This window comes from Klebsiella sp. Sb-30 (assembly GCF_057652795.1).
Window position 1 is genome coordinate 5,349,348 of the sequence record NZ_CM172749.1, and the last position, 22,879, is coordinate 5,372,226.

General features: G+C 52.6%; 21 protein-coding genes. 20 read left to right on the plus strand and 1 reads right to left on the minus strand.

Annotated features, from left to right (window positions below):
* Positions 1-18: 18 nt before the first annotated feature.
* From asnC to AC236I_RS25045, 13 genes are all read left to right on the plus strand, one after another.
* A complete protein-coding gene (asnC, locus tag AC236I_RS24985; protein ID WP_004869233.1) occupies positions 19-477 on the plus strand; it encodes a transcriptional regulator AsnC in 459 nt (152 codons plus the stop codon).
* A gap of 91 nt (positions 478-568) precedes the next feature.
* The gene (gene mioC / locus AC236I_RS24990; RefSeq protein WP_004869231.1) at positions 569-1,009 is read left to right on the plus strand and encodes an FMN-binding protein MioC; all 441 of its coding nucleotides are present in this window, start codon (positions 569-571) and stop codon (positions 1,007-1,009) included.
* A 381-nt stretch (positions 1,010-1,390) separates the two neighbouring features.
* On the plus strand, positions 1,391-3,280 hold the full coding sequence (gene mnmG, locus AC236I_RS24995) for a tRNA uridine-5-carboxymethylaminomethyl(34) synthesis enzyme MnmG (RefSeq protein ID WP_004869229.1): 1,890 nt from the start codon (positions 1,391-1,393) through the stop codon (positions 3,278-3,280).
* Between the two features lie 115 nt (positions 3,281-3,395).
* Complete coding sequence (rsmG, locus tag AC236I_RS25000) at positions 3,396-4,019, plus strand: 16S rRNA (guanine(527)-N(7))-methyltransferase RsmG (protein ID WP_004869227.1); 624 nt, start codon at positions 3,396-3,398, stop codon at positions 4,017-4,019.
* 614 nt (positions 4,020-4,633) lie between these two features.
* Positions 4,634-5,014, plus strand: coding sequence for a F0F1 ATP synthase subunit I (gene atpI / locus AC236I_RS25005; protein ID WP_004869225.1), 381 nt, complete (start codon positions 4,634-4,636; stop codon positions 5,012-5,014).
* Positions 5,015-5,022: 8 nt separating this feature from the next.
* A complete protein-coding gene (gene atpB, locus AC236I_RS25010) occupies positions 5,023-5,838 on the plus strand; it encodes a F0F1 ATP synthase subunit A (protein ID WP_004869223.1) in 816 nt (271 codons plus the stop codon).
* A 47-nt stretch (positions 5,839-5,885) separates the two neighbouring features.
* Positions 5,886-6,125, plus strand: coding sequence for a F0F1 ATP synthase subunit C (atpE, locus tag AC236I_RS25015; protein WP_000429386.1), 240 nt, complete (start codon positions 5,886-5,888; stop codon positions 6,123-6,125).
* A gap of 54 nt (positions 6,126-6,179) precedes the next feature.
* The gene (gene atpF, locus AC236I_RS25020; RefSeq protein WP_004869221.1) at positions 6,180-6,650 is read left to right on the plus strand and encodes a F0F1 ATP synthase subunit B; all 471 of its coding nucleotides are present in this window, start codon (positions 6,180-6,182) and stop codon (positions 6,648-6,650) included.
* A 14-nt stretch (positions 6,651-6,664) separates the two neighbouring features.
* A complete protein-coding gene (gene atpH, locus AC236I_RS25025; protein WP_004869220.1) occupies positions 6,665-7,198 on the plus strand; it encodes a F0F1 ATP synthase subunit delta in 534 nt (177 codons plus the stop codon).
* Between the two features lie 12 nt (positions 7,199-7,210).
* Complete coding sequence (atpA, locus tag AC236I_RS25030; RefSeq protein WP_004869219.1) at positions 7,211-8,752, plus strand: F0F1 ATP synthase subunit alpha; 1,542 nt, start codon at positions 7,211-7,213, stop codon at positions 8,750-8,752.
* Between the two features lie 50 nt (positions 8,753-8,802).
* Positions 8,803-9,666 carry a F0F1 ATP synthase subunit gamma gene (gene atpG, locus AC236I_RS25035; RefSeq protein ID WP_004869218.1) on the plus strand — a complete coding sequence of 288 codons (864 nt, stop codon included), beginning with the start codon at positions 8,803-8,805 and terminating at the stop codon, positions 9,664-9,666.
* Between the two features lie 26 nt (positions 9,667-9,692).
* Positions 9,693-11,075: a F0F1 ATP synthase subunit beta gene (gene atpD, locus AC236I_RS25040; RefSeq protein WP_004869217.1), complete on the plus strand. Its 1,383-nt coding sequence runs from the start codon at positions 9,693-9,695 to the stop codon at positions 11,073-11,075.
* A gap of 20 nt (positions 11,076-11,095) precedes the next feature.
* Entirely contained in the window at positions 11,096-11,515 is a 420-nt protein-coding gene (locus AC236I_RS25045) for a F0F1 ATP synthase subunit epsilon (protein WP_004869216.1), read from the plus strand.
* Between the two features lie 407 nt (positions 11,516-11,922).
* On the opposite strand, the gene AC236I_RS25050 is transcribed toward AC236I_RS25045, so the two are convergent.
* Complete coding sequence (locus AC236I_RS25050) at positions 11,923-14,094, minus strand: right-handed parallel beta-helix repeat-containing protein (protein WP_487608660.1); 2,172 nt, start codon at positions 14,092-14,094, stop codon at positions 11,923-11,925.
* Positions 14,095-14,439: 345 nt separating this feature from the next.
* Between AC236I_RS25050 and glmU the strand changes: the two genes are divergently transcribed.
* The 7 genes from glmU (at position 14,440) to phoU (ending at position 22,786) form a co-directional block, all read left to right on the plus strand.
* Positions 14,440-15,810: a bifunctional UDP-N-acetylglucosamine diphosphorylase/glucosamine-1-phosphate N-acetyltransferase GlmU gene (glmU, locus tag AC236I_RS25055; RefSeq protein WP_004869214.1), complete on the plus strand. Its 1,371-nt coding sequence runs from the start codon at positions 14,440-14,442 to the stop codon at positions 15,808-15,810.
* 186 nt (positions 15,811-15,996) lie between these two features.
* A complete protein-coding gene (gene glmS / locus AC236I_RS25060) occupies positions 15,997-17,826 on the plus strand; it encodes a glutamine--fructose-6-phosphate transaminase (isomerizing) (protein ID WP_004869213.1) in 1,830 nt (609 codons plus the stop codon).
* Between the two features lie 339 nt (positions 17,827-18,165).
* Entirely contained in the window at positions 18,166-19,206 is a 1,041-nt protein-coding gene (gene pstS / locus AC236I_RS25065; RefSeq protein ID WP_004869206.1) for a phosphate ABC transporter substrate-binding protein PstS, read from the plus strand.
* Positions 19,207-19,340: 134 nt separating this feature from the next.
* Positions 19,341-20,300, plus strand: coding sequence for a phosphate ABC transporter permease PstC (pstC, locus tag AC236I_RS25070; RefSeq protein ID WP_004869204.1), 960 nt, complete (start codon positions 19,341-19,343; stop codon positions 20,298-20,300).
* Complete coding sequence (gene pstA / locus AC236I_RS25075; RefSeq protein WP_004869202.1) at positions 20,300-21,190, plus strand: phosphate ABC transporter permease PstA; 891 nt, start codon at positions 20,300-20,302, stop codon at positions 21,188-21,190. Before pstC ends, pstA begins: the two co-directional genes overlap by 1 nt.
* A 45-nt stretch (positions 21,191-21,235) precedes the next feature.
* On the plus strand, positions 21,236-22,009 hold the full coding sequence (gene pstB, locus AC236I_RS25080; RefSeq protein ID WP_004869200.1) for a phosphate ABC transporter ATP-binding protein PstB: 774 nt from the start codon (positions 21,236-21,238) through the stop codon (positions 22,007-22,009).
* A 51-nt stretch (positions 22,010-22,060) separates the two neighbouring features.
* Positions 22,061-22,786, plus strand: coding sequence for a phosphate signaling complex protein PhoU (gene phoU, locus AC236I_RS25085; protein ID WP_004869199.1), 726 nt, complete (start codon positions 22,061-22,063; stop codon positions 22,784-22,786).
* Positions 22,787-22,879 lie beyond the last annotated feature (93 nt).

Consider the following 22,879-nt stretch of genomic DNA (forward strand, 5'->3'; position numbering starts at 1 on the left):
ACATCATAAGAAAAACCTATGGAAAATTATCAGATCGACAATCTGGACCGCGGCATCCTGGAAGCCTTAATGGCCAATGCCCGTACCGCCTATGCTGAACTGGCCAAACAGTTTGGCGTCAGCCCGGGGACGATTCATGTTCGTGTGGAGAAGATGAAACAGGCGGGCATCATCACCGGTGCCCGTATCGACGTGAACCCCAAACAGCTCGGTTACGACGTCTGCTGCTTTATCGGCATCATTTTGAAAAGCGCCAAAGACTATCCCTCCGCGCTGGCCAAACTCGAAAGCCTCGACGAGGTTACCGAGGCCTACTACACCACCGGGCACTACAGCATCTTTATTAAGGTGATGTGCCGCTCGATCGATGCCCTGCAGCAGGTACTTATCAACAAGATCCAAACAATCGATGAAATTCAGTCCACCGAGACCCTGATCTCCCTGCAGAACCCGATCATGCGGACCATCCGCCCGTGATCGGGCTTTTTTAATCCCACATTTTCCACAGGTAGATCCCAGCTCTCACACAGCGTACAATGTGCCACTCTGAATAATTGAGCAGACGATCATGGCAGACATTACGCTTATCAGCGGCAGTACCCTGGGCAGTGCGGAATATGTAGCGGAGCATCTGGCTGAAAAGCTGGAAGAGGCGGGCTACAGCACCGAAATCCAGCACGGTCCGTTGATCGAGGATCTGCAGGCTGAAGGGATCTGGTTAGTTATCTCCTCGACACATGGTGCGGGCGATATCCCTGATAATCTGCTGCCGTTCTATGAAGCGCTTCAGGAAAAGCAGGCAGACCTGTCCGCCGTTCGTTTTGGCGCCGTAGGTATTGGTAGCCGCGAATACGACACCTTTTGCGGCGCCATCGACAAAATCGACAGCGCATTGAAGGCATGTGGTGCCCAACAGATCGGCGAAACGCTGAAGATAAATGTCCTGGAACATGAAATTCCGGAGGATCCGGCTGAGATTTGGGTCGGATCCTGGAAAGATTTACTCTAAGTTTTGTAAAGATCGTCCGATCTTCTGTGGATAACTACAGTTAAAAGCTCTGATCAACCGGTAGTTATCCAACGTATAACCAGTGGCTGCTTTTTGACCTGTGTATAACCCTTCATTTTGATCCCAGCTTATACGGAACAGGATCACCGATCATTCACAGATAGTGATCCTTCTTAAGCATTTGATCTTAAAACGCGGATCCGGCTTATCCACAGAAAGGTTCGATCCTAATAAGAGATCACAATAAAACAGATCTCTAAATAAAAGATCTTCTTTTTAATACTCAAGATCCCGGAGCTTTCTCGATCGACTAAAGTTGAGTAGAATCCACGGCCCGGGCTTCAATCCATTTTCAAACCGCTTTATGCGAGGCATACCACCATGTTTTATCAGGATCCTTTTGACGTCATCATCATTGGCGGGGGTCATGCAGGCACTGAGGCCGCGATGGCCGCAGCGCGAATGGGTCAGCAGACCCTGCTTTTGACACACAATATCGACACGTTGGGGCAGATGAGCTGCAACCCGGCGATTGGCGGCATTGGGAAAGGACACCTGGTAAAAGAAGTGGATGCGCTTGGCGGACTGATGGCGAAAGCGATCGACCAGGCAGGCATTCAGTTTAGGATACTAAACGCCAGCAAAGGCCCGGCGGTACGGGCGACACGCGCTCAGGCAGACCGCGTGCTCTATCGTCAGGCGGTGCGCACTGCGCTGGAAAACCAGCCCAACCTGATGATCTTCCAGCAGGCGGTTGAGGATCTGATTGTTGAAAACGATCGGGTTGTCGGTGCCGTTACCCAAATGGGTCTGAAATTCCGCGCCAAAGCGGTGGTCCTGACCGTCGGCACCTTCCTTGACGGCAAGATCCATATCGGACTGGATAATTACAGCGGTGGTCGCGCAGGCGATCCGCCGTCCATCCCCCTTTCTCGCCGCTTACGTGAGCTGCCGCTACGCGTCAGCCGCCTGAAAACCGGTACGCCGCCGCGTATTGACGCCCGTACCATCGATTTTAGCGTCCTGGCGCCGCAGCATGGTGATAACCCCATGCCGGTCTTCTCGTTCATGGGCAACGTGTCTCAGCATCCGCAGCAGGTACCGTGCTATATCACGTATACCAACGAGAAAACCCACGACGTGATCCGTAATAACCTCGATCGTAGCCCAATGTATGCCGGGGTGATTGAAGGGATCGGACCGCGTTATTGCCCGTCGATCGAAGATAAAGTGATGCGTTTTGCCGATCGTAACCAGCATCAGATCTTCCTCGAGCCAGAAGGGCTGACATCCAACGAAATTTATCCAAACGGTATCTCCACCAGCCTGCCGTTTGACGTACAAATGCAAATTGTTCGCTCTATGCAAGGCATGGAGAACGCCAGAATCGTTCGTCCAGGCTACGCTATTGAGTACGACTTTTTCGACCCGCGCGATCTGAAGCCGACGCTGGAAAGTAAATATATCCACGGTCTGTTCTTTGCCGGACAGATTAACGGCACCACGGGTTACGAAGAAGCTGCCGCCCAGGGGCTGCTTGCCGGTCTGAACGCCGGTCGTTTCTCTGCGGAAAAAGAGGGATGGGCGCCGGCGCGTTCGGAAGCCTACCTCGGCGTGCTGGTCGACGATCTGTGTACTCTGGGGACCAAAGAACCGTACCGGATGTTTACTTCACGCGCCGAATATCGTCTGATGCTGCGCGAAGATAACGCCGATCTGCGTCTGACGGAACAGGGGCGTGAACTGGGTCTGGTCGATGATGAACGCTGGGCGCGTTTCAACGAGAAGCTGGAAAGCATTGAGCTGGAGCGTCAGCGTCTGAAATCCACTTGGGTTTATCCGGCGGCGGACAGTGCGGAAGAAGTGAATGCTCACCTGACTGCACCACTTTCTCGCGAAGCGAGTGGAGAAGATTTACTCCGTCGTCCGGAAATGACCTATGAGCAGCTGGTTCAGCTGTCGCCGTTCGCGCCGGGCCTCGAAGATGTGCAGGCCGCAGAACAGGTCGAAATCCAGGTGAAGTACGAAGGGTATATTGCTCGTCAGCAGGAAGAGATCGAAAGACAGCAGCGTAATGAGAATACGATCCTGCCGGCAACGCTTGATTATCGTCAGGTGATCGGGTTGTCGAATGAGGTGATTGCCAAGCTCAACGATCACAAACCGTCTTCAATCGGTCAGGCTTCGCGTATTTCCGGCATCACGCCAGCGGCGATCTCTATTTTGCTGGTCTGGCTGAAAAAGCAGGGGATGCTGCGCCGTAGCGCCTGATTGCCCTGACAGGCGGAATTTGGCGGATAGCAGGCTGCTTCTCCGCCCTTTTTGATTCACCGGCCCGGTAAGCGTCATCGCCTCCGGGCTCATTATTTCTGGACAGGTACAGAACGTGCTCAACAAACTCTCTCGTCTGCTGGCTGAAGCCGGTATTTCGCTCACCGATCACCAGAAAAACCAGCTGGTGGCCTACGTTGGCATGCTGGATAAGTGGAACAAAGCCTACAATCTGACTTCCGTTCGCGATCCGAATGAGATGCTGATTCGCCATATCCTCGATAGCATTGTTGTTGCGCCGTACCTGCAGGGAACGCGTTTTATCGATGTCGGAACAGGGCCTGGACTACCGGGAATCCCGCTGGCGATAGTTCTCCCGCAAGCACATTTCACGCTGCTGGACAGCCTCGGTAAGCGCGTGCGTTTTCTTCGTCAGGTCCAGCATGAGTTAAAACTGGAGAATATCGCCCCGGTTCAGAGCCGCGTGGAAGATTTCCCCGCTGAGCCGCCGTTCGATGGCGTCATCAGCCGCGCATTTGCCTCGTTGAATGACATGGTCAGCTGGTGTCATCATCTGCCGTCGGAAACCGGCTGCTTCTATGCGTTGAAAGGGGTGGCCCAGGAAGATGAAATGGCAAATCTTCCCGAAGGATACACCGTCAGCGAGATCATCAGGCTGCATGTTCCTGAGCTGGAAGGGGAGCGTCACCTGGTGGTTATTAAGCCAAAAATGATTTAGTTTTTATCAAAAAATGTGAAAAAAATGAGACCGCCGCATGTTACAAAAATAAATGTCACTGCGAGCTATTCCCGGCGTGTTTTAACCATGTTTTTACTATGGGTTATCTCGAAGTTAACTTTAACGGTTGGTTAACCCATAAAATAGTCAACATTGAAAATATCAGTACGCTAAAAATCGAGCAACTGACAGGGCATACAGATGTTAAATATTTATTATAAATGTCAATAAAAGGTTTTCATTGTATGCGCGGTTGTTTTATAAAAACTGCTCATTTTTTATCTTTAATATCAAAAAGATGAAAACAGACAATTTATGAGCGGAATTAATTCGCTTTACTCTAAAATGTTTAATATGTGATCTGGTGCACGCTTTAATCTCTGTGTTTTCTCAGTATTTGCAGTTTCGTATGACGGCTCACAGATTGGCAAAATGCAGGAAAAGTTGCCTGCTGGAAAATAATTAAACATTTATTCACTATTTTGCTACTTATTGTTTGAAATCACGGGGCGTCACCGTATAATTTGTCCGCTTTTTGATGCTTGACTCTTCGTCTTAAAGGACGTTTTATACGACACGCGACATACCTCGAAGGGAGCAGGAGTAAAAACGTGATGTCTGTGTCGCTCTTGAGTCGAAACGTTGCTCGTAAGCTTCTGTTTATTCAGTTACTGGCAGTAATAGCAAGTGGACTGCTGTTCAGCCTAAAAGACCCCTTCTGGGGCGTCTCCGCAGTATGCGGAGGTTTGGCGGTTGTTTTGCCAAACATGTTGTTTATGATTTTTGCCTGGCGTCATCAGGCGCATACACCATCTAAAGGCCGAGTGGCCTGGACCTTCGCCTTCGGCGAAGCTTTCAAGGTGTTGCTGACCTTTGCCCTCCTCGCGGTGGCGCTGGCCGTATTCAAAGTGGTATTCATGCCGCTGATAGTGACGTGGGTTTTGGTGCTGGTGGTACAAATTCTGGCACCAGCTGTAATTAACAACAAAGGGTAAAAGGCATCATGGCTGCAGAAAATATGACGCCGCAGGAATACATAGGCCACCATCTGAACAACCTTCAGCTGGACCTGCGTACTTTCTCGCTGGTGGATCCGCACAACCCCCCGGCCACCTTCTGGACGCTCAACATTGACTCCATGTTCTTCTCAGTGGTGCTCGGTCTGTTGTTCCTTACCATTTTCCGTAGCGTTGCGAAAAAAGCGACCAGCGGTGTTCCTGGTAAACTCCAGACGGCTATCGAGATGACCATTGGCTTCGTCCATGGCAGCGTCAAAGACATGTATCATGGCAAGAGCAAGCTGATTGCTCCGCTGGCCCTCACCGTGTTCGTCTGGGTATTCCTGATGAACCTGATGGACCTGCTGCCAATCGACCTGATTCCGTATATCGGCGAACACATTTTCGGCCTGCCTGCACTGCGCGTGGTTCCGTCTGCTGACGTGAACATCACCCTGTCGATGGCGCTTGGCGTGTTTATCCTGATTCTTTTCTACAGCATCAAAATGAAAGGCGTGGGTGGGTTCGTTAAAGAACTGACACTGCAGCCGTTCAATCACTGGGCATTCATTCCTGTCAACTTAATCCTTGAAGGGGTAAGCCTGCTGTCCAAACCGGTTTCACTTGGTCTGCGACTGTTCGGCAACATGTATGCCGGTGAGCTGATTTTCATTCTGATTGCTGGTCTGCTGCCGTGGTGGTCACAGTGGGTTCTGAATGTGCCATGGGCCATTTTCCACATCCTGATTATTACGCTGCAAGCCTTCATCTTCATGGTTCTGACGATCGTCTATCTGTCGATGGCATCTGAAGAGCATTGATTTTTACCAACATACTACGTTTTTACTGAAACAAACTGGAGACTGTCATGGAAAACCTGAATATGGATCTGCTGTACATGGCTGCCGCTGTGATGATGGGTCTGGCGGCGATCGGTGCTGCGATCGGTATCGGCATCCTCGGGGGCAAATTCCTGGAAGGCGCAGCGCGTCAACCGGATCTGATTCCTCTGCTGCGTACTCAGTTCTTTATCGTTATGGGTCTGGTGGATGCTATCCCGATGATCGCTGTAGGTCTGGGTCTGTACGTGATGTTTGCTGTCGCGTAGTAAGTTGTTCGAAAGAAACCTAAGCCACAGAGTTAATTTAAGAGGTATTGTGCTGTGAACATGAACGCAACAATCCTCGGCCAGGCCATCGCGTTTGTTCTTTTCGTATGGTTCTGCATGAAGTACGTATGGCCGCCGTTAATGGCTGCCATCGAAAAACGTCAGAAAGAGATTTCTGACGGTTTGGCTTCTGCAGAACGCGCTAAGAAAGATTTGGACCTTGCACAGGCCAACGCGACCGACCAGCTGAAAAAAGCGAAAGCGGAAGCTCAGGTCATCATCGAGCAGGCGAACAAGCGTCGCTCTCAGATGCTGGACGAAGCTAAAGCTGAAGCAGAACAGGAACGCACCAAAATCGTCGCACAGGCGCAGGCTGAAATCGATGCCGAACGTAAACGTGCTCGCGAGGAGCTGCGTAAGCAGGTCGCAATCCTGGCTGTTGCTGGCGCCGAGAAGATCATCGAACGTTCCGTGGATGAAGCTGCTAACAGCGACATCGTGGACAAACTTGTCGCTGAACTGTAAGGAGGGAGGGGCTGATGTCTGAATTTGTAACGGTAGCTCGCCCCTACGCCAAAGCAGCTTTTGACTTTGCCGTCGAACACAAAAGTGTTGAACGCTGGCAGGATATGCTGGCGTTTGCCGCTGAAGTGACCAAAAACGAACAAATGGCAGAGCTTCTGTCCGGTGCTCTGGCGCCGGAAACGCTCTCTGACGCGTTCATTGCGGTATGCGGTGAGCAACTGGACGAAAATGGCCAGAACCTGATTCGGGTTATGGCTGAAAATGGTCGTCTGCAAGTGCTCCCGGATGTTCTTGAGCAATTTATTCACCTGCGCGCTGCCAGTGAGGCAACCGCAGAGGTAGATGTTATTTCTGCCTCCCAGTTGAGTGAAGCACAGCTTGAGAAGATCGTCGGCGCGATGGAAAAACGTCTGTCACGCAAAGTTAAGCTGAATTGCAAAATCGATAAGTCTGTTATGGCAGGTGTTATCATCCGTGCGGGTGATATGGTCATTGATGGTAGCGTACGCGGCCGTCTTGATCGCCTTGCAGACGTCTTGCAGTCTTAAGGGGACTGGAGCATGCAACTGAATTCCACCGAAATCAGCGAACTGATCAAGCAGCGCATTGCTCAGTTCAATGTGGTGAGCGAAGCTCACAACGAAGGTACTATTGTTTCCGTCAGTGACGGTGTTATCCGCATCCACGGCCTGGCCGATTGTATGCAGGGTGAGATGATTTCCCTGCCGGGTAACCGTTACGCTATCGCACTGAACCTGGAGCGCGACTCCGTAGGTGCAGTAGTCATGGGTCCGTACGCTGACCTCGCCGAAGGCATGAAGGTTAAATGTACTGGCCGTATCCTTGAAGTTCCGGTTGGCCGTGGCCTGCTGGGTCGCGTGGTGAACACCCTGGGTGCACCTATCGACGGTAAAGGTCCGGTTGAGCACGATGGCTTCTCGCCAATCGAAGTTATCGCTCCGGGCGTTATCGAACGTCAGTCCGTCGATCAGCCGGTACAAACCGGTTATAAATCCGTCGATGCCATGATTCCAATCGGCCGTGGCCAGCGTGAGCTGATCATCGGTGACCGTCAGACCGGTAAAACCGCGATGGCAATCGATGCGATCATCAACCAACGTGATTCCGGTATCAAGTGCGTCTACGTCGCTATCGGCCAGAAAGCGTCCACCATTTCTAACGTGGTACGTAAACTGGAAGAGCACGGCGCGCTGTCCAACACTATCGTTGTTGTGGCGACCGCTTCTGAATCCGCTGCACTGCAATACCTGGCACCGTATGCCGGTTGCGCAATGGGCGAATACTTCCGCGATCGCGGTGAAGATGCGCTGATCGTTTACGATGACCTGTCTAAACAGGCTGTTGCTTACCGTCAGGTTTCCCTGCTGCTCCGTCGTCCGCCAGGACGTGAAGCATTCCCGGGCGACGTGTTCTACCTCCACTCCCGTCTGCTGGAGCGCGCATCCCGCGTTAACGCGGAATACGTTGAGAAATTCACCAAAGGTGAAGTTAAAGGTAAAACCGGCTCCCTGACCGCACTGCCGATTATCGAAACCCAGGCGGGTGACGTTTCTGCGTTCGTTCCGACCAACGTAATCTCCATTACCGATGGTCAGATCTTCCTGGAAACCAACCTGTTTAACTCCGGTATTCGTCCTGCGGTTAACCCGGGTATCTCCGTATCCCGTGTGGGTGGTGCTGCTCAGACCAAGATCATCAAGAAACTGTCCGGTGGTATCCGTACCGCGCTGGCACAGTATCGTGAACTGGCTGCGTTCTCTCAGTTCGCATCCGATCTGGATGAAGCAACCCGTAAACAGCTGAGCCATGGTCAGAAAGTAACCGAGCTGCTGAAACAGAAACAGTATGCACCTATGTCTGTAGCACAGCAGGGTCTGGTCCTGTTTGCTGCTGAACGCGGTTACCTCGAAGATGTGGAACTGGCGAAAATCGGTAGCTTCGAAGCCGCTCTGCTGGCTTACGTTGACCGTGACCACGCTCCGCTGATGCAAGAGATTAACCAGACCGGTGGCTATAACGACGAGATCGAAGGCAAGCTGAAAAGCATCCTCGACTCCTTTAAAGCAACCCAGTCCTGGTAAAGTCTGGCGGCTTGCCTTAGGGCAGGCCGCAAGGCATTGAGGAGAAGTTCATGGCCGGCGCAAAAGAGATACGTAGTAAGATCGCAAGCGTCCAGAACACGCAAAAGATCACTAAAGCGATGGAAATGGTCGCCGCTTCCAAAATGCGTAAATCGCAGGAGCGCATGGCGGCCAGCCGTCCTTATGCAGATACTATGCGCAAAGTGATTGGTCACCTTGCAAACGGTAATCTGGAATATAAGCACCCGTACCTGGAAGAACGCGACGTTAAACGCGTGGGCTACCTGGTGGTGTCGACCGACCGTGGTCTGTGCGGCGGCTTGAACATTAACCTGTTCAAGAAAGTGCTGGCAGATATGAAAGTATGGTCCGATAAAGGCGTTCAGTGCGACATCGCAATGATCGGCTCTAAAGGCGTATCTTTCTTTAGTTCCGTCGGTGGCAATATTGTCGCCCAGGTGACTGGCATGGGGGATAACCCATCGCTGTCCGAACTGATCGGCCCGGTAAAAGTGATGTTGCAGGCCTATGATGAAGGCCGTCTGGACAAGCTGTACGTTGTCAGCAACAAATTTATTAATACCATGTCCCAGACTCCGACCATCACTCAGCTGCTGCCGTTACCGGCATCAGAAGATGCTGAGCTGAAGCGTAAATCCTGGGATTATCTGTATGAGCCAGACCCGAAAGCGCTGCTGGATACCCTCCTGCGTCGTTATGTCGAGTCCCAGGTTTATCAGGGCGTGGTAGAAAACCTGGCCAGCGAGCAGGCCGCACGTATGGTGGCGATGAAAGCCGCAACCGATAATGGCGGCAGCCTGATTAAAGAGCTGCAGTTGGTATACAACAAAGCTCGTCAGGCCAGCATTACTCAGGAACTCACCGAGATCGTCGGTGGTGCATCCGCGGTATAACCAGGTTAATTCGTAGAGGATTCAAGATGGCTACTGGAAAAATTGTCCAGGTAATCGGCGCCGTGGTTGACGTCGAATTCCCTCAGGATGCCGTACCGCGCGTGTACGATGCTCTTGAGGTACAGAATGGTAATGAGAGCCTGGTGCTGGAAGTTCAGCAGCAGCTCGGCGGTGGTATCGTACGTGCTATCGCCATGGGTTCTTCCGACGGTCTGCGTCGTGGTCTGGAAGTTAAAGACCTTGAGCACCCGATCGAAGTCCCGGTTGGTAAAGCAACGCTGGGTCGTATCATGAACGTGCTGGGTCAGCCAATCGATATGAAAGGCGACATCGGCGAAGAAGAGCGTTGGGCTATTCACCGTGCAGCTCCGTCCTATGAGGAGCTGTCCAGCTCTCAGGAACTGCTGGAAACCGGCATCAAAGTTATCGACCTGATGTGTCCGTTCGCTAAGGGCGGTAAAGTTGGTCTGTTCGGTGGTGCGGGTGTAGGTAAAACCGTAAACATGATGGAGCTGATCCGTAACATCGCGATCGAGCACTCCGGTTACTCCGTGTTTGCGGGCGTAGGTGAACGTACTCGTGAGGGTAACGACTTCTACCACGAAATGACCGACTCCAACGTTCTGGATAAAGTATCCCTGGTTTATGGCCAGATGAACGAGCCGCCGGGAAACCGTCTGCGCGTTGCTCTGACCGGCCTGACCATGGCTGAGAAATTCCGTGACGAAGGTCGTGACGTTCTGCTGTTCGTCGATAACATCTATCGTTATACCCTGGCCGGTACTGAAGTATCCGCACTGCTGGGTCGTATGCCTTCAGCGGTAGGTTATCAGCCGACCCTGGCGGAAGAGATGGGTGTTCTGCAGGAACGTATCACCTCCACCAAAACCGGTTCTATCACTTCCGTACAGGCCGTATACGTCCCTGCGGATGACTTGACTGACCCGTCACCAGCCACCACCTTTGCTCACCTTGATGCAACCGTGGTACTGAGCCGTCAGATCGCGTCTCTGGGTATCTACCCGGCCGTTGACCCGCTGGACTCCACCAGCCGTCAGCTGGATCCGCTGGTTGTGGGTCAGGAGCACTACGACACCGCACGTGGCGTACAGTCCCTGCTGCAACGTTATCAGGAACTGAAAGACATCATCGCCATCCTCGGTATGGATGAACTGTCTGAAGAAGACAAACTGGTGGTAGCTCGCGCACGTAAGATTCAGCGCTTCCTGTCCCAGCCGTTCTTCGTGGCAGAAGTATTTACCGGTTCTCCGGGCAAGTACGTCTCCCTGAAAGACACCATCCGTGGCTTTAAAGGCATCATGGAAGGCGAATACGATCACCTGCCAGAGCAGGCGTTCTACATGGTCGGTTCTATCGACGAAGCCGTGGAAAAAGCCAAAAAACTTTAACGCCTTAATCGGAGGGTGATATGGCAATGACTTACCACCTGGACGTCGTCAGCGCGGAGCAGCAAATGTTCTCCGGTCTGGTCGAGAAAATCCAGGTAACGGGTAGTGAAGGTGAACTGGGTATTTACCCGGGTCACGCACCGCTGCTCACCGCCATTAAGCCTGGTATGATTCGCATCGTTAAACAGCACGGTCATGAAGAGTTTATCTATCTGTCTGGCGGCATTCTTGAAGTGCAGCCTGGTAGCGTGACCGTTCTGGCTGATACGGCAATTCGTGGCCAGGATCTCGACGAAGCGCGAGCCCTGGAATCGAAGCGTAAAGCGGAAGAGCACATTAACAGCTCTCACGGCGACGTGGATTACGCTCAGGCGTCCGCGGAACTGGCCAAAGCGATCGCCAAACTGCGCGTTATCGAGTTGACCAAAAAAGCGATGTAACACCGGCTTGAAAGTTAAAAAGCCAGTCTGGTTTCCAGGCTGGCTTTTTTTATGGCTTCGTTTCAAATTTATCAAAACTAAAATGGCATTTTAATTTTTTTGTGATGAGCGTCTCATTTTTGTTGATCGGTTAAAAAATGAAGCGTAGACTTGTTTTTGTGATGTAAATCACAAAACAAATTTACCAGAACACATTCTTTATCCAGGAAGTCATCATGAAACTGCTTAACAAAATCATCGCTTTCTTCAGTGCTATGAACGTCACTTTCGGTACCTTCAATCACTAAGTCGCCAGCCTCTCTGCATTTGCGCTGTACCGCTAACGAAAACGACAACACCTGCGGTGCGAAGCAGAACAAAAAAGGTCGCCCGAGGGCGGCCTTTGTGTTTTTCTCAGCCGGATATTGCTATCTACGGTTGAGAAAGTCTCCGGTAGCAAAACTGCCATCGGCATGACGCAGCAGCGGATCCGGTAGCGCCAGGGTTTGATAATCGGTGCTCAGAATGGTTTTCCCCTCTGCATTGACGCTTTTTCCCCCGCGAATAAAGTAGTTGTTATCTTCAATATTCCCGACAACGGCATCATCATATTTTCCGGGCTGGCTGCGCAGCGACAGATTGTCGCTGAAGTTGCCTTGAGTCTCTGGCTTACCGTATGGGCTGGGGCGGAAGAGATAGTTAAAGCGCTGGTTATCTACCGCGACGTTATTGACCACCACCAGCTTGCCGGGATTGAAATTATCAGTGAACCCGTCCAGATGGTTACCGATAGCAATGCTGTTACGTATTTCGTGGGCAACCGGCTGCCCTTCCCCACCGAGTTTAAAACCGTTACTGGTGTTATTGCGGGCAATTGAATTCTCGATCACCACAACGCCATTGGCACCGTCTTCGATTTTGTTAAACAGGTCGAATCCGTCATCGATATTGTCGTGTGAGTAGCAGCCTTCCAGGCGATTACCTTCCCCTACCCGCATTTTTACGGCGAAACCATCGGCGTTAATCTTACCGGGATCCTCATTGCCGTAGGATTCTGAGTTCACGACCCGGTTGTAGCTGGCCCATAGCGGGCGATCGGTTTTGTCCGGGGAGGAGATCTGGATCCCGGTATCCTCGTTTTTGTAGGCGGTGACGTTCTCGATCAGGTTATGGCTGCCCTGTATGCGCAGGCTCTTGTCTGTTATTGAGATACCCTTGATATGCCAGTAGCTTGCATCCAGCAGCAGGCCATGAATAACCGCCTTGTCGTCGGCCTGCAGCGTTTTTACCTTTTCTCTGAGCCCGCTGGCCTGTAGCGGAATCACCGTTTGCGGATAATCCCCGGCGGCTAAGATAATCTTTCCGCCCGGAGGCAACAAATCGACCGCGGTGGAGAGATCGAGCGGAGAATCAAGCGTCCCTTTCGCGTCAGACAGCCCCTCAGGGGAGACATGTAGCGTACACCCTTCAATGCGGCGGCTGCGTTCAACCGTCAGGCTTTGTGTGATGGGTTTTTGGCTGCTGGTGGGTGTAAAAACAATCTCAAAGGTACTTTTCTCTTTGAGCGTCGCGGCTTGAGTAAACATCTCACCGGCCTTGACCTTTTTATTCATCCCAATCGTCACCTCATCCTGACGAACCGTGAAGTTACCGTCGCCACTGGCCCGGGCCTGCAATACGTAATCTGCGCTCTGGCTTACTGCGCCTGAGGCGATTTGCATCACAACCGGCCAGGTTTTGGCAACATAGGGCTGTGAAGCAACGGTATTCGCCGGGGATGTCACCAGAGATGCATGGCTGACGGTGATTTTGGCGTTACGAGAGGCAAAAAAGCCAACGTAGTAGCTATCTTTATCCTGTTGGGTGATCAGATCGGCATGAGGCACTTTTTGGCTCACCCACTTATCGCTGCCGACTGGCGCCCATGATGTTACAAATCCTTCGTTGGTTCGTTCGAGTCTGAGCTGGAAGTCCGGTGTCTGTTTAAGATCGATATTCTCTTTATAACTCAGCCGGTTGATAGTCGAACCTGCGTTTCCCCACGGTTGCGCGATCCCTTCCCGGGTGATGGCCTGGAGTTTGACGTGCGAGCGATCTTTTTTATCCTGGGTCATAATCGCGTTCATGACCATATTGGATGCCGCCGGAAACTCTTCGTAGCCAACCACCAAAGGCTGCTGCCGCGGATGGCCGATGATATCGCGTACCAGCAGCCCGGCGCCCTCCTGTGCAGCCGGAAGGGCGCCATTTTCTGGACCAAATTGATCCACCGTCACCGTGGCCTGCAGGATGAAATTCTGTCGGGCCGGTAGTTCGGTATAAAAGAAGGTCAAACCGTCGTGCGAGTTGGCTATTTTTCCGCCGCGGCTCTCAATGGTGATGGGGGCCTGGAGGTTGGCAGTATCCTGCGGAGCCAGTTTTTTGCCTGCTATCGTTACGTCGTTAACGCCGATCTTTTCCGGCAGCACGTTGGAGGAAAAATTCACGTCAGTTGATTGACCAAAAGCGATGCCTCGCCAGACATGCTGCTCGTCAGCCTGCAGCGGTAATGCGATAATTGTGCTGCAAAGGGCTAATGCCAAAGGTATTTTTTTATTCATTTTTGTCTCCTGGGTAATTATTGAGCAGTATTATCATAATAATGAAATGGCGTTTCTATTTGATGCGTCACAATTAATGAATATTGAAACTATGTTTTATTTTATTGATTTGCTTTATTCAGGTGTCAAAAAAACAGGAAAAGCAGTGGGATAGCAGGGATTTATCTCCCTTATGCGCTTTTTCAGGAGATAAACTCATTTACAGCGGTGAAAAATAGCACCATAAAATGGTGTATATCGTTGAGCCTGAGCGTTTTATCCTCGTCTCGTTTCATGATGAAAAATATGTAGATATTTCAACGTGAAAGGCTTTTACTTTTCGTTCTAATTGTTGTCAGGATGCGTATGTCAAACAGTGCGATGAGCGTGGTTATCCTTGCCGCAGGCAAAGGGACCCGCATGTATTCCGATCTTCCTAAGGTGCTGCACTCCCTGGCCGGGAAGCCAATGGTGCAACATGTTATTGATGCGACTAAAGATCTCGGTGCTTCGGCCGTACATCTGGTGTACGGGCACGGTGGCGATTTGCTGCGCCAGACGCTGCATGAAGATAATCTTAACTGGGTCTTACAAGCTGAACAGCTCGGTACCGGCCATGCCATGCAACAGGCGGCGCCGTTCTTCCATGATGATGAAGACATCATGATGCTGTACGGCGATGTTCCGCTGATTTCCGTTGATACGCTACAACGCCTGCGCGCGGCGAAGCCGCAGGGCGGCATTGGCCTGCTGACGGTAAAGCTGGACGATCCGAGCGGATATGGTCGCATTACGCGTGAAAACGGTCAGGTAACCGGCATCGTGGAGCATAAAGATGCCAGCGATGCGCAGCGTCAGATTCAGGAAATTAACACCGGTATTTTGATCGCTGGTGGGGCGGATTTAAAACGCTGGCTGGCGAAGCTGACGAACAACAATGTGCAGGGCGAATACTACATCACCGATATTATCGCCATGGCGTATCAGGAAGGGCGTGAAATCGTTGCCGTTCATCCGCAGCGCTTAAGCGAAGTTGAAGGGGTAAACAACCGCCTGCAGCTGTCGCGTCTGGAGCGCGTTTATCAAGCCGAGCAGGCGGAAAAACTGCTGCTGGCGGGCGTGATGCTGCGCGATCCTGCGCGTTTTGATCTCCGTGGTACCCTGAAACATGGGCGTGATGTGGAGATTGATACTAACGTTATCCTCGAAGGCAACGTGGTTCTGGGTGAGCGCGTGAAGATCGGCGCCGGCTGCGTGATCAAGAACAGCACCATTGGCGATGATTGTGAGATCAGCCCGTACTCGGTGGTGGAAGATGCTCATCTGCAGGCCGCCTGCACCATCGGGCCGTTCGCACGTCTGCGTCCAGGCGCCGAACTGCTGGAAGGTGCGCATGTCGGCAACTTCGTAGAAATGAAAAAAGCGCGACTGGGTAAAGGTTCGAAGGCAGGGCATCTCTCCTACCTCGGCGATGCGGAAATCGGCGACAACGTGAACATCGGCGCCGGTACCATTACCTGTAACTACGATGGCGCAAATAAATTCAAAACCATTATCGGCGATGATGTGTTTGTCGGTTCCGACACTCAGCTGGTGGCGCCGGTGACCGTGGGTAAAGGCGTCACGATTGCCGCCGGTACGACGGTCACGCGCGATATCGCCGACAACGAACTGGTTTTAAGCCGTGTGCCGCAGGTCCATAAACAGGGCTGGCAGCGTCCGGTGAAGAAGAAGTAATTTTTGGCTTATCGCCGGGGGGAAACCGCCCGGCGAACCAGGATGAGAGGAGCAATATAGGTCCCCGTCCGCAGGCAGTACCATAAAAATAACCCCACTCTCTACAAGGCTCGGGGCGCCCGTAACGCGGGCAAATACAGGTCAGCGACAACGCATGGCATAACGCCATTATCAGGAAATTTAACTATGTGTGGAATTGTTGGCGCAGTCGCGCAGCGTGATATTGCTGAAATCCTTCTCGAAGGTCTACGTCGTCTGGAATACCGTGGATATGACTCTGCCGGTCTGGCAGTGGTTGATAACGCAGGGCATATGTCCCGCGTTCGTCGTCTCGGTAAAGTCCAGATGCTGGCTCAGGCGGTAGAAGAACACCCGTTACACGGTGGTACGGGGATTGCCCATACCCGCTGGGCAACGCACGGTGAGCCGTCTGAAGGTAACGCGCATCCGCATGTTTCTGAACACATTGTGGTGGTCCATAACGGCATCATCGAAAACCACGAGCCGCTGCGCGAAGAGCTGAAAGCGCGCGGTTACACCTTCGTCTCTGAAACTGACACCGAAGTGATTGCTCACCTGGTGCACTGGGAGCTGGAGCAGGGCGGCACGCTGCGTGAAGCGGTACTGCGAGCCATTCCTCAGCTTCGCGGTGCCTACGGTACGGTGATCATGGATTCCCGCGATCCGTCCACGCTGCTGGCAGCGCGTTCCGGTAGCCCGATGGTTATCGGTCTGGGTATGGGGGAAAACTTTATTGCCTCCGATCAGCTGGCTCTGCTGCCGGTTACCCGTCGCTTTATCTTCCTGGAAGAAGGCGATATCGCGGAAGTGACTCGCCGCAATGTGACCGTATTTGATACCAAAGGCGCGCAGGTGAAACGTCAGGAGATCGAATCTAATCTGCAGTACGACGCAGGCGACAAAGGCACTTACCGCCACTACATGCAAAAAGAGATTTACGAACAGCCGAATGCGATCAAAAACACCCTCTCCGGGCGCATCAGCCATGGCGAAGTGGATCTCAGCGAGCTGGGCACGCATGCTAACGAAATGCTGTCTCAGGTTGAACATATCCAGATCGTAGCCTGTGGCACTTCGTATAACTCCGGCATGGTTTCTCGCTACTGGTTTGAAGCGCTGGCGGGCGTGCCGTGCGATGTTGAAATCGCCTCTGAATTCCGCTATCGCAAATCGGCGGTGCGTCGCAACAGTCTGATGATCACGCTTTCCCAGTCCGGTGAGACCGCGGATACGCTGGCCGCGCTGCGTCTGTCAAAAGAGCTGGGCTACCTCGGATCGCTGGCTATTTGTAACGTGGCGAGTTCTTCTCTGGTCCGCGAGTCCGATTTGGCTCTGATGACCAAAGCGGGCACTGAGATCGGCGTGGCCTCGACCAAAGCCTTTACCACTCAGCTGACCGTATTGCTGCTGCTGGTGGCAAAACTGGCGCGCCTTAAAGGTCTGGATGCCGCCGTTGAGCATGATATCGTTCATGGGCTGCAGGCGTTGCCGAACCGTATTGAGCAGATGCTGTCGCAGGATAAGCGTATTGAGGCGCTGGCCGAGAACTTCTCCGATAAGCACCATGCGCTGTTCCTTGGCCGTGGCGATCAGTATCCGATCGCGCTGGAAGGGGCGTTGAAGCTCAAAGAGATCTCTTATATCCACGCGGAAGCCTACGCGGCCGGTGAGCTGAAGCACGGCCCTCTGGCCCTGATTGACGCCGAAATGCCGGTGATCGTCGTGGCGCCGAATAACGAATTGCTGGAGAAGCTGAAATCCAACATTGAAGAAGTTCGCGCGCGTGGCGGCCAGCTGTATGTCTTCGCCGATGGCGAGGCGGGTTTTAGCAGCAGCGACAATATGCACATTATTGAAATGCCGCATGTTGAAGAGGTCATTGCGCCGATCTTCTACACCGTGCCACTGCAGCTGCTGGCCTATCACGTTGCGCTGATTAAAGGCACTGACGTTGACCAGCCGCGTAACCTGGCAAAATCGGTCACCGTAGAATAAGCCAACACGCATCAGACAAAGGGCTGCCATCCGGCGGCCCTTTTTTATTTCCCGCGATTGTTTTTCAGCGCTCTGCTGAAAAATGCTGCTGCGCGGGTTTATGACAAACCGTCATCTTCGACTACGATTTTAAGTGTCATAAAAAGAAAATTTTTCTGCAATCTTACGGTCACTTAAATAATTAACATTATGATTTATATTGTTTTTATTTTCTCCAGTCCGCTATCTTTTTGGGTGTCATAAAACTGTAATAATTCGTACATTTTACTGTCACCTCTTTGTCCTATTTTGCTCACCATAGCCTCGAAACAACGATTTACGAATCCAGCAGGAGACATTATGAACGTTATGCGTACCACCGTCGCAACAGTTGTCGCCGCGACCTTATCGATGAGCGCTTTCTCTGCATTTGCAGCTGCAAGCCTGACTGGCGCGGGCGCAACTTTCCCTGCACCGGTGTATGCCAAATGGGCTGATACCTATCAGAAAGAAACCGGCAATAAAGTGAACTACCAGGGCATTGGCTCTTCCGGTGGTGTCAAACAAATTATTGCTAACACCGTTGATTTCGGTGCTTCTGATGCTCCTCTGGCTGATGACAAACTGGCTCAGGAAGGCCTGTTCCAGTTCCCGACCGTTATCGGCGGTGTGGTTCTGGCAATCAACCTGCCTGGCGTGAAGTCGGGTGAGCTGGTTCTGGACGGTAAAACTCTGGGTGATATCTACCTGGGCAAAATTAAAAAGTGGGATGACGAAGCGATCGCTAAACTCAACCCGGGTATGAAGCTGCCGTCTCAGAATATCGCCGTGGTTCGTCGCGCCGATGGTTCCGGCACTTCCTTCGTGTTCACCAGCTACCTGGCGAAAGTGAACGAAGAGTGGAAATCTAAGATTGGCGCGGGTTCTACCGTTAACTGGCCGACCGGTCTGGGCGGTAAAGGTAACGACGGCATCGCCGCTTTCGTTCAACGTCTGCCGGGCTCCATTGGCTACGTAGAATACGCCTATGCGAAGCAGAACAACCTGGCTTACACCAAACTGCTTTCCGCAGATGGCAAGCCGGTCAGCCCGACGGAAGATAACTTCGCTAACGCGGCTAAAGGTATCGACTGGAGCAAATCCTTCGCACAGGATCTGACTAACCAGAAGGGTGAGAATGCATGGCCGATCACCTCAACCACCTTTATCCTGGTACACAAAGCTACGAACAAGCCAGAACAGACTGCTGAAGTGCTGAAGTTCTTCGATTGGGCGTACAAAAATGGCAGTAAAGAAGCCAACGCGCTGGATTACGCAACGCTGCCGGAAAGCGTGGTTGAGCAGGTTCGTGCTGCATGGAAAACCAACGTGAAAGACAGCAGCGGTAAAGCGCTGTACTAAATACCCGTCATACTTCGAGCCGCAGCTGCGTTGGCTGCGCTTGCTGCAACTCGAATTATTTAGGGTATAGCATTACGTTAGCCTGGAGGCACGGTAAAATGCGCGCTTCCAGGCCCAAACAGAAAGAGTAATCTATGGCTGCAACCAAGCCGGCATTTAACCCTCCGGGGAAAAAGGGTGACATAATTTTCGGCGTGCTGGTCAAACTGGCGGCGCTGATTGTGCTATTGATGCTGGGCGGCATCATCGTTTCCCTCATCATCTCTTCATGGCCAAGCATTCAGAAGTTTGGTTTTTCCTTTTTGTGGACCAAAGAGTGGGATGCGCCCAACGAAATTTTCGGTGCGCTGGTGCCGATATACGGGACGCTGGTGACCTCATTTATAGCGCTGCTGATCGCCGTTCCGGTGAGCTTTGGTATCGCACTGTTCCTGACGGAGCTCTCTCCTGCCTGGCTGAAACGTCCTCTTGGCATCGCCATTGAACTGCTGGCGGCCATTCCGAGTATCGTTTACGGCATGTGGGGCCTGTTTATCTTTGCTCCGCTGTTTGCCACCTACTTCCAGGAACCGGTAGGCAACGTCCTGTCGACGATCCCGTTTGTGGGAGCGCTGTTTGCCGGTCCGGCATTTGGTATCGGTATTCTGGCGGCGGGCGTCATTCTGGCCATCATGATTATTCCGTACATCGCCGCCGTCATGCGCGATGTGTTTGAACAAACGCCGGTGATGATGAAAGAGTCGGCCTACGGTATCGGCTGTACGACCTGGGAGGTCATCTGGCGTATCGTCCTGCCCTTTACCAAGAACGGGGTTATCGGCGGCGTGATGCTCGGTCTGGGGCGCGCGCTGGGGGAAACCATGGCGGTGACCTTCATTATCGGCAACACTTACCAGCTGGATAGCGTTTCACTGTATATGCCGGGGAACAGTATTACTTCCGCTCTGGCGAATGAGTTTGCCGAAGCGGAAACCGGGCTGCACGTGGCGGCGCTGATGGAGCTGGGGCTGATTCTGTTTGTGATTACCTTTATTGTTCTGGCCGCATCGAAGTTTATGGTGATGCGTCTGGCGAAGAGTGAGGGGGCGCGCTAATGGCCACGATTGAATTGCAAACCAGCACCGAGCTGGCTGAATCCCGTCGTAAGATGCAGGCTAAACGCCGGCTGAAAAACCGTATCGCCCTGACCCTGTCAATGGGAACCATGGTCTTCGGGTTGTTCTGGCTTATCTGGATCCTGATGTCCACCGTTACCCGCGGTATCGATGGCATGAGTCTGGCGCTGTTTACCGAAATGACGCCGCCGCCGAACACCGCGGGCGGTGGTCTGGCGAATGCCCTGGCGGGCAGCGGCCTGCTGATCCTGTGGTCGACGGTTTTCGGTACGCCGCTGGGCATTATGGCGGGTATCTATCTGGCGGAATACGGGCGTAAGTCCGCGCTGGCGGAAGTGATTCGGTTTATTAACGATATCCTGCTTTCCGCGCCATCCATCGTCGTGGGTCTGTTCGTCTATACCATCGTGGTTGCACAGATGCAGCACTTTTCCGGCTGGGCTGGGGTTATCGCCCTGGCGTTGCTGCAGGTGCCTATCGTGATTCGTACTACCGAGAATATGCTGAAACTGGTGCCGGACAGCCTGCGTGAGGCGGCCTATGCGCTGGGCACGCCGAAGTGGAAAATGATTTCTGCGATCACGCTGAAGGCCTCGGTGTCCGGCATCATGACGGGGATCCTGCTGGCTATCGCGCGTATCGCCGGGGAAACGGCGCCGCTGCTGTTCACCGCGCTCTCCAACCAGTTCTGGAGCACCGATATGATGCAGCCGATTGCCAACCTGCCGGTGACTATTTTCAAATTTGCCATGAGTCCGTTCGCGGAGTGGCAGCAACTGGCATGGGCCGGGGTACTGCTTATCACCCTGTGCGTATTGCTGCTGAACATTCTGGCGCGCGTGGTTTTCGCGAAGAATAAACACGGTTAATTTTTGCGGCGCGGCGAAATGCGGCGCCGAATGAGGAAGAGATTGATGAGTATGGCGAATGCGACCCCGGGTAAACTTTCAGTTCGTAACCTGAACTTCTACTACGGAAAATTCCATGCCCTGAAAAATATCAACCTGGATATCACCAAAAACCAGGTTACGGCGTTTATCGGCCCGTCAGGCTGCGGTAAATCGACCCTGCTGCGGACGTTCAACAAAATGTTCGAGCTCTACCCGGAGCAGCGCGCGGAAGGCGAAATCCTGCTGGATGGCGATAATATTCTGACCAATACTCAGGATATCGCTCTGCTGCGTGCCAAAGTCGGCATGGTTTTCCAGAAGCCGACGCCGTTCCCGATGTCGATTTATGACAATATTGCCTTTGGCGTTCGCCTGTTTGAAAAGCTGTCGCGTGCCGATATGGATGAGCGCGTGCAGTGGGCCTTGACCAAAGCCGCATTATGGAACGAAACCAAAGATAAACTGCATCAGAGCGGATATTCTCTCTCCGGCGGTCAGCAGCAGCGTCTGTGCATCGCGCGCGGTATCGCGATTCGTCCGGAAGTGCTGTTACTGGATGAACCGTGTTCAGCGCTGGACCCGATCTCCACCGGGCGCATTGAAGAGCTGATCACCGAACTGAAACAGGACTACACCGTCGTTATTGTTACCCACAACATGCAGCAGGCTGCGCGTTGTTCAGACCATACGGCATTTATGTATCTTGGCGAGCTGATTGAATTCAGTAACACGGACGATCTGTTTACGAAGCCCGCGAAGAAACAAACTGAAGATTATATTACTGGCCGCTACGGTTGATTGCCCTTCTGCTTTCACAGGATCTAACCCGTTGGGCATTCAGGAGACACCATGGACAACCTAAATCTTAACAAACATATTTCTGGCCAGTTCAATGCAGAACTGGAGTATATCCGCACTCAGGTGTTGACCATGGGTGGGCTGGTGGAACAGCAGCTGTCTGATGCGATTACCGCGATGCACAATCAGGACAGCGATCTGGCAAAACGCGTGATTGACGGCGATAAGCAGGTCAACATGATGGAAGTGGCCATTGATGAAGCCTGCGTGCGCATCATCGCCAAGCGTCAGCCAACCGCCAGCGATCTGCGTTTAGTCATGGCGATTATCAAGACTATCGCCGAGCTGGAACGTATCGGTGATGTGGCGGATAAAATTTGCCGCACCGCGCTGGAGAAGTTCTCCCAGCAGCACCAGCCGCTGCTGGTGAGCCTGGAATCACTGGGGCGTCATACCGTGCAGATGCTGCATGACGTGCTGGATGCCTTCGCTCGCATGGATCTCGACGAAGCGGTGCGTATCTATCGCGAAGATAAGAAGGTGGATCAGGAATATGAGGGCATCGTGCGTCAGCTGATGACCTATATGATGGAAGATTCACGTACGATTCCAAGCGTGCTGACCGCGCTGTTCTGCGCCCGTTCAATCGAGCGTATCGGCGACCGCTGCCAGAATATTTGCGAATATATTTTCTACTTCGTCAAAGGTCAGGATTTCCGCCACGTTGGCGGCGACGAGCTGGATAAGCTGCTGGCGGGTAAAGATCCGAAAGAGTGATCCGCCGTAAAATACCCGCAGGCGCTACGCTTACCGGGTCGACAAAACCCCGGATCCTGGAGGCCGGATACGCGCTCGCGCTATCCGGCTTTT